Annotated in this window: 11 protein-coding genes; 5 read left to right on the top strand and 6 right to left on the bottom strand. The window is 57.6% G+C overall.

The window, feature by feature from the left end; genetic code table 11:
* Positions 1-162 precede the first annotated feature (162 nt).
* From ACUZ9P_RS12840 to ACUZ9P_RS12820, 5 genes are all read left to right on the top strand, one after another.
* A complete protein-coding gene (locus ACUZ9P_RS12840) occupies positions 163-1941 on the top strand; it encodes a formate--tetrahydrofolate ligase (RefSeq protein WP_298994385.1) in 1779 nt (592 codons plus the stop codon).
* Positions 1942-2171: 230 nt separating this feature from the next.
* The gene (locus tag ACUZ9P_RS12835) at positions 2172-4226 is read left to right on the top strand and encodes an HD domain-containing phosphohydrolase (protein WP_449250002.1); all 2055 of its coding nucleotides are present in this window, start codon (positions 2172-2174) and stop codon (positions 4224-4226) included.
* Positions 4223-6421, top strand: coding sequence for a CHASE2 domain-containing protein (locus ACUZ9P_RS12830; RefSeq protein WP_449250001.1), 2199 nt, complete (start codon positions 4223-4225; stop codon positions 6419-6421). The genes ACUZ9P_RS12835 and ACUZ9P_RS12830 overlap by 4 nt, the downstream gene beginning before the upstream one ends.
* A 27-nt stretch (positions 6422-6448) precedes the next feature.
* Positions 6449-7504: a FecR family protein gene (locus tag ACUZ9P_RS12825; RefSeq protein ID WP_449250000.1), complete on the top strand. Its 1056-nt coding sequence runs from the start codon at positions 6449-6451 to the stop codon at positions 7502-7504.
* Positions 7505-7516: 12 nt separating this feature from the next.
* Positions 7517-8890 carry a surface lipoprotein assembly modifier gene (locus ACUZ9P_RS12820; RefSeq protein WP_449249999.1) on the top strand — a complete coding sequence of 458 codons (1374 nt, stop codon included), beginning with the start codon at positions 7517-7519 and terminating at the stop codon, positions 8888-8890.
* A 176-nt stretch (positions 8891-9066) separates the two neighbouring features.
* On the opposite strand, the gene ACUZ9P_RS12815 is transcribed toward ACUZ9P_RS12820, so the two are convergent.
* The 6 genes from ACUZ9P_RS12815 to ACUZ9P_RS12790 form a co-directional block, all read right to left on the bottom strand.
* Positions 9067-9498: an ACT domain-containing protein gene (locus ACUZ9P_RS12815; protein ID WP_240824457.1), complete on the bottom strand. Its 432-nt coding sequence runs from the start codon at positions 9496-9498 to the stop codon at positions 9067-9069.
* Positions 9499-9527: 29 nt separating this feature from the next.
* A complete protein-coding gene (locus ACUZ9P_RS12810) occupies positions 9528-9737 on the bottom strand; it encodes a twin-arginine translocase TatA/TatE family subunit (protein WP_022659359.1) in 210 nt (69 codons plus the stop codon).
* Positions 9738-9897: 160 nt separating this feature from the next.
* On the bottom strand, positions 9898-11193 hold the full coding sequence (gene rho / locus ACUZ9P_RS12805) for a transcription termination factor Rho (protein WP_298994368.1): 1296 nt from the start codon (positions 11191-11193) through the stop codon (positions 9898-9900).
* A gap of 183 nt (positions 11194-11376) precedes the next feature.
* Complete coding sequence (locus tag ACUZ9P_RS12800; RefSeq protein WP_449249997.1) at positions 11377-11892, bottom strand: CarD family transcriptional regulator; 516 nt, start codon at positions 11890-11892, stop codon at positions 11377-11379.
* 307 nt (positions 11893-12199) lie between these two features.
* Entirely contained in the window at positions 12200-12796 is a 597-nt protein-coding gene (gene pth / locus ACUZ9P_RS12795) for an aminoacyl-tRNA hydrolase (protein WP_298994363.1), read from the bottom strand.
* 153 nt (positions 12797-12949) lie between these two features.
* Positions 12950-13834, bottom strand: coding sequence for an alpha/beta hydrolase (locus ACUZ9P_RS12790; protein WP_449249996.1), 885 nt, complete (start codon positions 13832-13834; stop codon positions 12950-12952).
* Positions 13835-13918: the final 84 nt, after the last annotated feature.

Raw genomic sequence — 13918 nt, 5'->3', positions numbered from 1 at the left:
GTTGCGGTGGGCAAATCCGCCCATGAACATGGCGGAATTGTTGTGGTATATATATGATGCGGTCTACAGCCGCAAGGCCGCCACGATGCCTGATGCCCCGGGCTTGACGCCCCAGCTGGCGGCCCTTACCATTTTGCCAATTCTTTGTTGTATGGAGACAGCATGACTCTTGATCCCACCAAGCACCCGGACTGGCAGATAGCCCTGGATGCCGAACAGAATATGAAAACTTTTGAAGCCCTGACCGCCGAGATGGGGCTGGAACCTTCAGAAGTGCTGCCATACGGGCGATACATGGGCAAGATTGAGCAGCAGGAAGTGCTGCAAAGGCTTGAGAGCCGCCCCAACGGCAAATACGTTGACGTTACGGCCATCACGCCCACGCCCCTTGGCGAAGGCAAGTCCACCACCACCATCGGTCTGGTGCAGGGGCTTGCACGGCGCGGTTTGCGGTCGTCTGCCGCCATCCGTCAGCCTTCGGGCGGCCCCACCATGGGCATGAAGGGTTCCGCCGCTGGCGGCGGTCTTTCGCAGTGCATCCCGCTCACGCCGTATTCCCTCAACTTTACGGGCGATATCCATGCCGTGGGCGCGGCCCACAACCTTGCCATGACGGCCCTCACATCCCGCATGCAGCACGAGCGCAACTATGACGACGCCACCCTTGAGCGGCTTTCGGGCATGCGCCGTCTGGATATTGACCCCACGCGCGTCAGCACCGGCTGGGTGATGGATTTCTGCGCTCAGGCCCTGCGTAACGTGATTATCGGTATGGAAGGCGACGGCAGGCGCAACGACGGTTTTATGATGCGCTCGCACTTTGACATCACCGTTGCTTCCGAGGTCATGTCCATTCTTTCCGTGGCGCGGGATCTGGCCGATCTGCGGCAGCGCATGGGCCGCATGGTGCTTGCCCTTGACCGCAACGGCAGGCCCGTGACCACCGCCGACCTTGAAGTGGACGGCGCCATGACCGCCTGGCTGGTGGAGGCCATCAAGCCCAACCTTATCCAGACCATCGAGGGCCAGCCCGTGCTGGTGCACACTGGCCCCTTCGGCAACATCGCTTTGGGACAGAGTTCGGTTATTGCCGACAGGGTGGGGCTGAAGCTTGGCGACATCCATGTGACAGAATCCGGTTTTGCCGCAGAAATGGGCTACGAAAAATTCTGGAACCTCAAGTGCCGTTACAGTGGCCTTGCGCCTGACGCGGCAGTGATTGTGGCGACAGTGCGGGCGCTCAAGCACCACGGCGGCGCGCCGCAGCCCCGCCCCGGCCAGCCCCTGCCCGAAGAATATCTGCGGGAAGATGTGGGCCTGGTGGAAGCCGGTTGCGTCAACCTGCTGCACCACATCGGCATTGTGCGCCGTTCCGGTGTGCCCTCTGTAGTGTGCATCAACAAGTTTTATACCGACAAGCCCGCAGAAATCGCCGCTATCCGCCGTATTTGCGAAAAGGCGGGGGCTAGCGTGGCTGTTTCGGAACACTGGGAAAAAGGCGGCGAGGGGGCGCTTGAACTGGCAGATGCCGTCATGGACGCCTGCAATTCGCCCAAGCGGAACTTCCGCCCGCTCTATGACTGGAAGCTGCCCATTGCCGAGCGCATTGTCTGCATCGCTCGCGAAGTGTACGGCGCGGACGGCGTGGATTTTGAACCCATGGCTGCCCAGCGGCTCAAGACGCTCCAGGAACGCCCTGATGCGGACGAACTTGGCGTGTGCATGGTCAAAACCCAGTATTCGCTTTCGGACGACGCCAAGCGCAAGGGCGTGCCTTCATCCTGGCGGCTGCATGTGCGCGATGTGCTGCTTTTTGGCGGCGCTGGCCTTGTGGCTCCGGTGGCGGGCGACATCAGCCTTATGCCCGGTACTGGCTCCAGGCCCTCCTTCCGCAACATAGATGTGGATGTGGCAACCGGGCGTGTAACCGGCGTGTTCTAGGAAAGCATACAATAAAAGCGTTATCCGGTCTGTTGATTGGCCGGATAACGCTTTTATTGCCTTTCATAAGCAAAAAAAAATTTTTCAGAAATATTTTTCCAACCTACTCTATTCATGGTTAATAATATTACCGAATATCAGATATGTCTGTTTTTGCCGCTTGAAAAAAATCACAAAAGACATAGGGTTAGCGCTATAAAAACACCGTATTGATCCATCAGGAGGATCGCATGGAAGTAGTGCTCAGAGGCGTGCGCGGCAGCATTGCCGTGCCAGCTCCGGCCATGTCGTTTTACGGTGGCAACACCTCATGCGTTGAACTGCGCTCCGACAACGGGGCGCTGATTTTTTTTGACGCAGGCACTGGTCTGCGGCAGGCAGGCGAAAACCTGCCGGAAAGCGGCACCTGCCATCTTTTTATTTCGCACGGGCATACGGATCACATTCAGGGGCTGGGGTTCTTTCCGCCCCTGCATTCCCCCCGCTGGACAACCCACATCTATATTCCCGCCTGGCTTGAAGACGTGCTGGACAATCACTTTGCCCACGGCATGTTTCCCATACCATTCAGCGACTTTGCCGGAAACGTGGTGCGGCACAGCCTTGAACCCGGTGACGAGGTGCATCCCGCCGATGGTGTCGCGGTTGCGGCCATAGCGGCCAACCATCCCGGCGGTGCGCTTGCCTACAGGGTTTGCGCCGACAACGCCGTTTTTGTGTACTCCGGCGATTATGAAATCACCCGCGCCCCTGAAGTGCAGCAGGCGGCGCGCGAACTGCTTGAAGGCGCGGATCTGGCTGTTGTGGACAGCATGTACAGCAAGGCCAGCTATATTGAAGGCTGGGGGCATTCCCGCTGGGAAGACTGGCGCGATCTGGGCCATGCTGCCGGGTCGGGCTGCATCGTACTTTCACACCATGCGCCGGATATGACCGACGCGCAGATAGACGCGCTACAGCGCGAGGCCTTGCAGAGTTGCCAGACGAGCGGGCAGCGCCTGTGCTTTGCGCGTGAGGGCATGCGGTTCAGCCTGCCCATGCCCAGGCAACAGGCCTGCGGGGAATGTGGTCTGGTTCAGTTCAGCGACTGGCTCGACAGATTTCTGGACGACCTTTCGCAGTATCAGGACGAGAACACGCTGCTCGACCGCATACTCGCCAAATCCCGCGAGATCACGCGGGCTGATGCAGGAACCATTTTTCTTGTTGATGGGGAAGACCTGCTCTTTGCCTATACGCACAACGACAGTCTGTTTTCTGTAAACACTGCCTCAAAGTTCGCCTATTCCTCGGCGCGCCTGCCCATCAATCCCCATTCCATTGCGGGCTATGCGGCCTGCACGGGCGAAATGCTCAATATTGTGAATGTGCGCGCCTTGCCGAAGGATTTACCGTTTTCGTTCCGCGATGATTTTGACAAGGCCACGGGATACCACACGGAATCCATGCTTGTGGTGCCTTTTCACGACCACGCGGGGCGCATCTCGGGTGTGATGCAGCTCATCAACAGCCTTGATCCGCGCACGGGCAAGCCCCGCAAGTTCACCCACGACATGGAGCGGCACATACGGGTGCTGGCCCGCGAAATCGCCAATATCCTTGAGCGCAGCCATCTGGTGCGGGCAAGCATCAACCGGCTTGTGCGGCTGGCCTCGGTGCATGATCCGCTGGAAACTGGCCCCCATGCCGAGCGGGTGGGTGCCATTGCCGCAGAAATGTATCAGGTGCGGGCCAACCGCCTGTGCCTTGACCCGGACGTGACCCTGCATGTCAAAAGCCAGATACGTCTTGCTGCCATGTTGCACGACATAGGCAAGGTGGGCGTGAGCGATCTGCTGCTGAAAAAGCCGGGCAAACTCTCTGATGAAGAAATGGCCGTCATGCGGTCGCATACGATTATTGGCGCGGGCATTCTGGAGGCAGAGGCACAGAGCGGCGGGTTCATGTCCTTCGCCCGCGAGATAGCCCACCATCACCACCAGAAATGGAATGGCAAGGGCTATGCAGGCCCCAGCGATGCGGGCAGGCTGGAAGGGGAGGCTATCCCCCTTGCGGCGCGCATAACCGCCATTGCCGATGTGTTTGACGCGCTGGTTTCTCCCCGTTCGTACAAGGCCGCATGGCCGCACGAAAAGGCTCTTGTACTCCTGCGCGAGGAGGCAGGCAGTCATTTCGACCCGCAGCTTGTGGAATGCCTTGAAGAAATCATGGACGTTGTCGCCAAGATTTATGAGCGCTTTCCTGATGCGGAGCCGGAACAGCCAAGCCGTGACATTGCTTCATGAACTTTGCAGATGCCCTGAAACGACTGCTGCGGCAGCCGTGGCTTTTCACCGCCCTTGTGGGGCTGTGCGGCGGCCTTGCCATGCTGGCGCTGTATGTGGTGCAGCCTGTGGCGCTGCAACGCCTTGATCTGAGAATTTACGATGCGCTGCTGCCCCTGCGGCGGCAAAGCGAGCCTTCTCCGGTACCTCTTGTTGTCGATATAGACGAGGAATCCCTGGCCCGTTACGGACAGTGGCCCTGGCCCCGGTATCTGGTGGCCGACCTGGTGGACAGACTGGCGCAGAATGGCGCTGCTTCCATCGGGCTGGATATCATGTTTGCAGAGCCGGACAGAACCTCGCCCGCGAGCATGCGCGAGGGGCTTTACCGCGACAGGGGCGTGACGCTAGAAATTGTGGGCCTGCCTTCATATCTGGGGGATTTTGATACCCTGTTCGCCGCTTCCGTGCGCGCCGCGCCTGTGGTGCTTGGCGCGTTTGCCCGCTATGCGGGCGAGCCGTATTCCGGCCCCATGCCGCAGCCTCCGGCCATGATAGCGCGGGGCGGCAAGGATGCCCCCCCATTTGATGCCTATTTACCGACAGCCCTTGGCGCAGTTTTGCCTCTGCCGCAGTTTTTTGCAGAGGCCCCCGTGGGTTTTGTGAATGTATCGCCCGATGCGGATGGCCTTGTGCGGCAGGTTCCGCTGCTCCTCAGGCTTGGCGATGCTGTTTACCCCTCGCTGGCCTTGCAGGCCCTCATGCGCGCGCTGGGAACTGATGCCCTGCGGCTGTATACCGGGCCGGACGGGCTTTTCAGCGTGGCGGCGGGGGAGTTCAAGATTCCGGTTTCGCGCGAAGGCTATATGCTGGTTCCCTTTCAGGGGGGGCGGCATACCTATCGGTATGTCAGCGCCGCCAAGGTGCTGGATGGCAGCGCAAAGCGGGCGGATATTGACGGTTGCATTGTTTTTGTGGGCACGTCTGCACCCGGTCTGGCCGACATCCGCGCAACGCCCTTTGACAGGGTGATGCCGGGGGTGGAGGTACATGCGGCGGTCATAGACGCCATGATCAGCGGCAATTTTGTGCAGGCGCCATCCTGGGGGCCGGGTGCGCAGGCGCTGATAATAGCCTTTGTGACCTGCGCGGCAACGCTGGCCTTTGGTTTTGCCGGGCCGCGCGTATATGTGCCGTCATCCCTGGCGCTGATGGGCGCTACGGTTGTGGCCTCACGACAGCTGTTTATGGGCGGCCTCTTTCTCTCGCCCCTGTATGGTCTGCTCTCCACTTTGCTGTGCGGCGGCTTGCTGCTGAGCGTGCGCTTCTGGCAGGAGGAAAAACAGAAGATCGTTTTGCGCCGTGCGTTTTCGCGCTACGTATCGCCGGAGGTGGTCAAGCGGATCAGCAAGCGGCAGGGCGATCTGCTGGCGGGCGAAAATCGTGAGCTTTCCATTCTGTTCACGGATATTCGGGGTTTTACGAGCCTTTCTGAATCGCTTTCACCACAGGATGTGGTGCAACTGCTGAACCGTTATTTTACGCCCATGACGGCCATTGTGCGCAGTCGGCAGGGCACCCTGGACAAGTTTATCGGTGATGCGCTCATGGCCTTCTGGAACGCGCCCCTTGACGTGCCGGGCCATCCTGCGCTGGCGGTGGATGCCGCACTGAGCATGCAGGAGCAACTTGAGGCGCTGAACGGCGAAATTGAGGCGAGCTTTGGCATACGCCTTGCGATGGGCGCGGGCATTCACACCGGGCAGGCCTATGTGGGCAACATGGGGTCGGACGATCTCATCAACTACACCCTCATAGGCGACAATGTGAATCTTGCCTCGCGCCTTGAGGGCCTGTGCAAACGTTACGGCGCACCTGTGGTGGTGAGCGGGGATACCAGGGAAGGCTGCGGGGATGCCTTTGCCTTTGTTCATCTTGACGTGCTGCGCGTGAAGGGCAAGACGAAGCCTGTCAGCATCTACTGGCCCATGAGGCCGGGTAGGGATGCAATTTTTCAGGCAGCCATGCCGCAATGGAGCGCGGCGCGCGCACTGTATGAAAAGGGGGATTTTGCCGAGGCTGCGGCTGGCTTTGCCGCGCTGACCAAAAGTTATCCCGCCGTGCGTCTGTTTGGTCTGTATCATGAACGCACGCTTATGCTTGCGCAGAATCCGCCTGCCCAGTGGGACGGCATCTGGACAATGGAAGGTAAGTAGAAACATCCTGTTGCTGTGGGGGGAACCATGATTCGTTCAATGCTGGGGCGCGGGGCTTTGGCCCTGTGCCTGACTTTGCTGGCTGGGGGCGTATGCACGGCCAAGGATGTGGGACAAGTTATTTCCTTCAAGGCTGGCGTTACAGCCCAAAGGGATGGACAGGCCGTGGCGCTGGACATGAAAAGCCCGGTCGGGGATCGGGATACGCTGACTACGGACGCCACGGGCCGGGCGCAGATTCTTTTTGACGACGACACTACCGTGGCGCTTGGTTCCAACACGTCCCTGAGCCTTGAAACTGTGGTTGCGGAGGGCGCGAATCCAGCCTTCAAGGCCAGAATGGGGCAGGGCGTGGCCCGGTTTATCACGGGCAAGATTGTGGAAAAAAATCCTGACGGTTTTTCAGTTGTTACGCCAGATGCTACCGTAGGTATCCGCGGCACCATCTTTGCCGTTCAGGTGGGCAACGGCACCACAACCGTATTTGTAACCAACACCACCAAGCAGGTTTTTGTTAACGGCGTGCTGGTGCAGACAGGTTTCAAAATCACCCTGCCGCAGGGCGCGCCTACCCCCATGACACCAGCAGACCATAACATGGTCTCTGGCAGCGTGGCGGCAAACAGCCCAGCCTCTGGCGCAACAGCGCAGCTGGCACCACCGTCACCCGCTGTGGGGAATCCTATTACGCCCACAACGCTGGCGCAGACGCCCATTGTATCGCAAGCACTGGGCGAGGGCTTCCGGCAGACGGGCAACGCCAATGTGTCTGGTTCGCTGACCAATGAAGTGTACACAGGATCGTTCAGTTTTCTGGTCAATCTGACAAGCGGCGCCGTAAGCAACGGCGTCATGCAGTCTGGCAATTCGGACACGCCTATGGCAATGACGGGCGGAAGGGGAAGCATCAGCGGCTCAAGCCTGAATGTTAGCGGATTCACGGCGGATGATTATTCCGGTTCCATGAATGGCACCGCCGCCCGCAACGCATCAGGGCTGTCTGTTTCAGGCGGCTACAAGATCACTAATAACAGTGATGGCCAATTGAGGGAATCTGGTTCATTTTCCGGCAAACAAAGATAGGTGGAGCCAGCAATGATACGTAATCCATTCCGCCTGCTGCAGCTCTGCTGTCGGTTCGCGCTTGTGCCCCTGTGCATGCTTTTGCTGGTCAGTGCCGCCATCGCCGCGGATGATTCACCCGCTCTGCGCACGGCGGTGGGATCAGCCAAGGCGGACGCCGCAGCCCTCATGCAACAGGGCAAGTATGCTTCCGCATACGATATGTACATGCGCCTGCTGCGTGAAGCGCCGGACGATGATGAAATCAACCTTAATCTGGCGCGCAGTTCCATGCGCAGCGGGCGGTACAATCAGGCTGTGATGGCCTATGAACGCCTTACGGAAAAATACCCCTCGGAGCCTGTACTCTACAGCGAACTGGCGCAGGCCTACATGGCGCTTGAAGACCGCGACAGCGCGGAACGGGCCATGGCAACCATGCGGTCGCTGAATCCCAATATCAGCAAGGCTGATAATGACCGACTGCTAGATTCGCTTGAAAAACGCTACGATCACTGGCAGGTGCACGGAAAACTTCGCACTGGCCTGCTGTATGACTCCAACGCCACCTTTGGCCCTTCAAGCACAACCATGGATTTGGGTACGTGGCGCGTCAGCCTGCCGGATTCTGAAGCCAAAGGCACCTTTGGCGCGTATCTTGGGGCAAACCTTGATGTGGGCTGGAAGGCCGAGCGGGATACGCCCTGGTGGATCGTGGGCGATGCGCAGGGCATGGCGCGCGGTAATGGAGATTCCTCGCTGGATGATGTGCACAGCCGCACTACAGAATGGGGCAGGGCGGCGGTGGGCCTTCGCCATCTCACGCCTACAACCATGTTTGATCTGCGTCTTAAGAGCGAAGTTTTCGATTACCAGTGGTACCAGAATGTCACGGCATCCGGCCCGGAAGCTACATGGCTTTGGGCGGTCACGCCGTCATGGCACCTCATTACGCGCGGGACTCTGGATTCGCGGGCATACTCACGGGACGGCGACCGCAACGGCGCGTACTGGACACTGGGCCAGTATGTGCGGCGGTTTTTTGGCGAGAGCAACCATGAAATCATGGTCGGCTTAAGCTATGTGGGCGGTAATACGCCGGAGAGGGCCGATTACTGCTACTCCGGATGGGAAGCCAGCGCCCGGCTTTCACTCAAACTGCCCAAGGGCTTTGAGCTTGCCCCCTTTGTTTCCTTTGAAAACGACTGGTATAACGGCCCGGCAACTGCCCTTGAAACGTCCAACAGGCTTGATCAGAAATGGCGCACCGGCGCGGCCCTTACGTGGCATATTACCGATGCCTGGTCTGTTGAAACATCGTACCAGTATACCCACAACAATTCAGAAAGCCCGCTGTACAGATACGACCAGTCCCTTGTTTCGCTGGGAGTTGCCTGGTCGTTCTAGGGTCTGCCTAAAATGCCTGGTATTGATGCCCACGGGGCACTTCACACGCAACAAAAAATGGCTTGTGGGAAACCACAAGCCATTTTGCGTAAAATCTTGCCAAGAGCTTGGACAAAAAGAGCCGCAGGTTACTGCGGCTCTTTCAGCTTGAAAATCCTGTGGCTTGCGTCAACGCCCTAGCGAGCGCAAAGGCGCTCTGCCGGGATAATGACAAAGTCGTGGGCCTTGAGTACTTCAATGGCCTGATCGACCTTGTCAAAGCGGAAGATCATGACGGCGCTTTCAGCTTCGCGCTGCACAAAGGCGTACATGTATTCCACGTTGATGCCGTTCTTGGAAACCGTCTGAAGGACGGAATCAAGGCCGCCGGGGACATCGGGAACTTCCACGGCCACAACGCTTGTGCGGCCAAGGGTGAACCCCTTTTCCTTCAAAACAACCTTGGCTTTATCATGGTCGCATACAATCATGCGCAGAATGCCGAAATCAGAAGTATCGGCCAGCGAGAGCGCGCGAATATTAATGCCAGCCTCTGCCAGAGTATGCGTAACCTCGGCCAGACGACCGGCCCGGTTTTCCAGAAAAACTGAAAGCTGTTCCGTTTTCATGACAAATCCTTATGTTTCAACGGGCGGTTCTATGCCTTGTGATTGGGATCGTCAGTAGACGTGGGCTGCTTTTTATCCTTGGGGGTTATGTCAATTTCATCCGGCTCTGTTGAAGAGCGGCGAAAGTTACGGATTGCCCGACCCAGCCCGCCGCCGATTTCCGGCAGTTTGTTCGACCCGAAAACAAGCAGAACCACAACAAGTAAGAGCAATAATTCAGGCATGCTTACGCCGAACATGCGGGGAGCCTCCGTTGAGAGTTGGGCAATAATGCAAATTACACCCTAAAAGATAAGCCTTGCTAACCCCAAGGTCAAGGTGAAACCTGGAGCCGACCGGGTGCACGGCCCCATGCTCGCGCCGCAGAGCGGCAATTTGCCTTGGTTGGTTGCCGGGGGCTTACTTGCCCATGGCGTTCATGAAATCCTTGTTGGATTTGGTCGCGCGCATTTTGTCCAGCAAAAATTCCATACTGTCGATGGAAGACATGGGCGCAAGAATCTTGCGCAGAATCCATACGCGGTTGAGTACATCGTCGGCCAACAGCAGGTCTTCCTTGCGAGTGCCCGTGCGGTTGATGTCGATGGCGGGGAAGACGCGTTTTTCCGAAAGGTGGCGGTCGAGGTAGATTTCCATGTTGCCGGTACCTTTGAATTCTTCAAAGATAACTTCATCCATGCGGGAACCCGTGTCGATAAGCGCCGTAGCGATGATGGTGAGGCTGCCGCCTTCTTCAATATTGCGGGCCGCGCCAAAAAAGCGTTTGGGCCGTTGCAGGGCGTTGGCGTCAAGACCGCCGGAGAGCACCCGGCCAGAAGAAGGGGTAACCGCGTTATACGCGCGCCCCAGGCGGGTGATGGAGTCGAGCAGGATGACAACGTCGCGCTTGCGTTCCACAAGGCGCTTGGCTTTTTCAAGCACCATCTCGCACACCTGCACGTGGCGCTGCGGCGGTTCGTCAAAGGTGGAGCTGATAACCTCGGCCTTTTTGACTGTGCGCTCCATGTCGGTAACTTCTTCCGGGCGCTCGTCAATCAAAAGCACAATGAGGTACACATCGGGGTTATTGGCATTAATGGCATTGGCCAGCGCCTGCAGCAGGATTGTTTTACCCGTGCGCGGCGGGGCCACGATAAGGCCGCGCTGTCCGCAGCCAATGGGCGCCATGATGTCGATAACGCGATTGGAAAGATTTTTCTCGCCGTTTTCCATGACGAGCTGGAGGTCAGGATAGATGGGCGTGAGGTTGTCAAAAAGAACAAGGTTCTTGGCGTGTTCCGGCGGTTCAAAGCCGATCTCGGTGACCTTGAGCAGGGCAAAGTAGCGTTCGCCCTCCTTGGGGGGGCGGATCTGACCGGAAACTATATCGCCCTTGCGCAAGGAAAACCGCCTGATCTGCGAGGGCGACACGTAGATGTCATCCGGGCCGGGCATGTAGCTGCACAGCGGCGACCTCAAAAAGCCAAAGCCATCGGGCAGAATTTCAAGCACGCCATCACCGTAAATGGTGCCGTTTTGTGAAGCACAGGTGGAAAGCAGAGCGAAAATGAGCTCCTGCTTACGCATGGAACTGGCATTTTCAATTTCATACTGCTCAGCCAGCTCCATGAGTTCCTGCATGCTACGCGTCTTCAGCTCCGTGAGGCTCAAGGCGCTGTCGGTCAACAGTGTGGAAGTAGCTTTCTTTTTGCGCATAACAGTCCGATATTTTGATAAGACACAGGGTAACGCTTACAATATTTGCATATTGTAGCGTGGTAGGCGGATGATATTGGGAACAAAAAAGATGTGTGAAAATGCGATTAGCCCATCTTTTCTGTAATGGCAAGGAAAAAATACGTCGTTGTTCACAAAAAATTTGGTCAGGGGGTGAGCGGGCTAGCTGGCGGTTCCTTCAGGTGCTGGCGGGGGGGCATAGATTTCAAGCAGTTCGTTGCGCACCTTGTCTTCTGCGATTTCCAGAACTTCTGACAATTCGCCGGTCACAAGGCCCATGGCCTGCTCCTGAAGCCGCCGTTCGCCAAAAGAAAGTTCCTTGCTGCGGCCAATAAGCAGCAGCTCGCGCAGCACTTCGGCCACAATTGCAAGGCTCGGGCTTTTGAGCCGCTCGGAATATTCGCGGAAGCGGCGGTTCCAGTTCTGGCCCGTATACACAACCTTGCCCGAATCATTGTGGAGCGATTCAAGAATCGTGGCCGCTTCATCCTTGGGCGTAAGGGTGCGCAGGCCCACATGCGCGGCATTGTTTACCGGAACCATCAGCGTGACGTTGTTTGCCCGAATGCGCACAATATAGAGCTCACAGACAAGCCCCCCAACGGTTTTGCTGTCTATGCGTTCTATTTGGCCCACACCTTGGGCAGGATATACAACGAGATCGTCCGGAGTGAACATGATGCCACCAAAACGCCCCCAAAGGCGCAAATAAACGAGACCTGGAGCGATAGCTGGAAGTCGCGAATTAAATGAAGTATTGAAGAGTCGGAAACCGACTCTTCAAATATCCTAGTCCAAGAATGAGCAGGAGTCCAGTTGAAAAAGTATTTTGCTCATATTTGAGGCAATAGGCATTTGACCGGGCGCGCAAGGCAGTGCGCAGATACTGTTGCAGAGGGTTTACAGCATTGGCCCGATGCAAATTGATTGCAAAACCGGCGGTTACAGAAAGCCATTATCAAAAGGCAGCACTGCACGGCACTGCTTAGGATGCCTTTCGCGCAGCACGAACAGCGCTGTCGAGCCCTTTATCGGCAAAGGCAAACAATGTATCGGCGGCAAGTTCCATCGAATTCTCAATGTGTTTTGCATCTTCGCCTTCAGGTCGCCCCAGTACCCAGTTGGTCACGTCACCCTTGTGAGGGGGACGGCCAATGCCCATGCGCAGGCGGTAAAAATCTGGCGTTCCCAAAAGTTCTGTGATGGATTTCAGCCCATTGTGCCCGGCATTGCCCCCGCCAAGCTTGAATCGAAGCTCTCCGGCGGGGATGTCCAGTTCGTCATGCACAACAACAAGGTCATGCGGCTTGAGTTTGTGCCATGCGAGCAGCGGCTGCACGCACTGGCCGCTCAGGTTCATGAATGTCTGCGGCTTGGCCGCAAGCCATAAGCCCCCAAGCTTTGGCAGGCGCAAGCGCCACAATTCGCAAGAAAATTTGCCGCCGTTTTGTTGGCTTGCTTCGCCGTCTCTGGCGGCAAGTTCCACAAGATAGCTCACAAAATCAAAGCCGCAATTATGACGTGTATGGTCGTATTTGGCGCCGGGATTGCCCAAGCCTACGATAACGCCTTTATAGTCCATCAGTACGCCTCCGGGGGCGATTTTAGAGCAATATCATTTTGAAATTGCTCTGGTGACTGCGAGGGCAGGCACTCGCCGTGAAGGTATAAGCGCAATTTACTTGCGCGGTTAAATGCCGGAACAGGCGTGTCTTAAACTTTGAAAATGTATTTTTCAAAGTTTATCTGCTCTAGTCTGCTCAAGATGCAGTGGCAGGCCAAGCCCCGCGCACGCCGCTGCTGCGGTGCGGGCCATAAAGTGGCACAGCGGGGGATTCATGGCGGCCAGATGTCCGCCGCCGGGCAGCCAGACCAGCTTTTTGGCCGGTGCCTTGAGGCAGTCAAAGGTGGCCTGAATGATGGCTGGCGTAAACAGAGCATCGTTTTGAGCGCTAAAAAAATACAGGGGGCAACGTAGCCCCTCGGGCAGACGCGTGTTGAACAGGCTGGCCAGAAAACTCAGGGGGTATGTCAGCCGTGTTTTGCGGCGGTTGCTCACAGTTCGTCGCGCGCCGGAAATGATCCGCCAGGAATCAAGGTAGGCCTGCAAGGGCATGGGCAGCCACGGCAGCCAGCGTGCCAGTCTACAGAAAATACGTTCAATATCCGCTCTGCGGTCAGCCAGTCCGGCAAAGCGCGTCAGATAGACAGCCTCGCGCATCTGGGGCAGCACACCGGTAATGGGAAATGCCGCCGTAAGGTCGGGGGATGCCGCAGCATGCGCCAGTGCGAGTATGCCGCCCTGGCTGTGCCCGCATACCGCAATGTGGGCATGACCTGCAGCGCGCAGCCAGGCCTCGGCGTCCAGGCAGTCTTGCCGCAGGTCGTCAAAGCTGAAATCCGCGCTGTGGCGGTTCAGGCCGTGCCCGGTGAAATGCACTGCGGCAACGGCAAAGCCAGCTTGCTGCAAGGCGGCAATCATGGGCCGATACTGAATGGGCGACAGCATGGTTCCAGGATAAAACAGCATGACCCCGGCCCCATGATTGGGCCAGAGTTCGAGCCGCAGTTCCCGGTTATGGGCAGGCAGCTTGTGCGTGACAAAGGCTGGTTTGTTCATGGCGCCATGCGTACATAAAATGAGGCCGGTCCCGCGAGGAACCGGCCAATACAGTCGCACAAAGGCCCGATGACCGGGCTTTGC

The organism is Desulfovibrio intestinivivus (genome assembly GCF_053570665.1).
This window is presented reverse-complemented; position numbering and strand designations above follow the sequence as displayed.

Excerpts from the sequence above, each read along its gene's own strand:
- ACUZ9P_RS12825 (WP_449250000.1), top strand. The coding sequence starts at position 6,449 with ATGATTCGTTCAATGCTGGGGCGCGGGGCTTTGGCCCTGTGCCTGACT.
- pth (WP_298994363.1), bottom strand. The coding sequence starts at position 12,796 with ATGGACTATAAAGGCGTTATCGTAGGCTTGGGCAATCCCGGCGCCAAA.
- ACUZ9P_RS12810 (WP_022659359.1), bottom strand. The coding sequence starts at position 9,737 with ATGTTCGGCGTAAGCATGCCTGAATTATTGCTCTTACTTGTTGTGGTT.
- ACUZ9P_RS12830 (WP_449250001.1), top strand. The coding sequence starts at position 4,223 with ATGAACTTTGCAGATGCCCTGAAACGACTGCTGCGGCAGCCGTGGCTT.
- ACUZ9P_RS12820 (WP_449249999.1), top strand. The coding sequence starts at position 7,517 with ATGATACGTAATCCATTCCGCCTGCTGCAGCTCTGCTGTCGGTTCGCG.
- rho (WP_298994368.1), bottom strand. The coding sequence starts at position 11,193 with ATGCGCAAAAAGAAAGCTACTTCCACACTGTTGACCGACAGCGCCTTG.
- ACUZ9P_RS12840 (WP_298994385.1), top strand. The coding sequence starts at position 163 with ATGACTCTTGATCCCACCAAGCACCCGGACTGGCAGATAGCCCTGGAT.
- ACUZ9P_RS12815 (WP_240824457.1), bottom strand. The coding sequence starts at position 9,498 with ATGAAAACGGAACAGCTTTCAGTTTTTCTGGAAAACCGGGCCGGTCGT.
- ACUZ9P_RS12800 (WP_449249997.1), bottom strand. The coding sequence starts at position 11,892 with ATGTTCACTCCGGACGATCTCGTTGTATATCCTGCCCAAGGTGTGGGC.
- ACUZ9P_RS12835 (WP_449250002.1), top strand. The coding sequence starts at position 2,172 with ATGGAAGTAGTGCTCAGAGGCGTGCGCGGCAGCATTGCCGTGCCAGCT.
- ACUZ9P_RS12790 (WP_449249996.1), bottom strand. The coding sequence starts at position 13,834 with ATGAACAAACCAGCCTTTGTCACGCACAAGCTGCCTGCCCATAACCGG.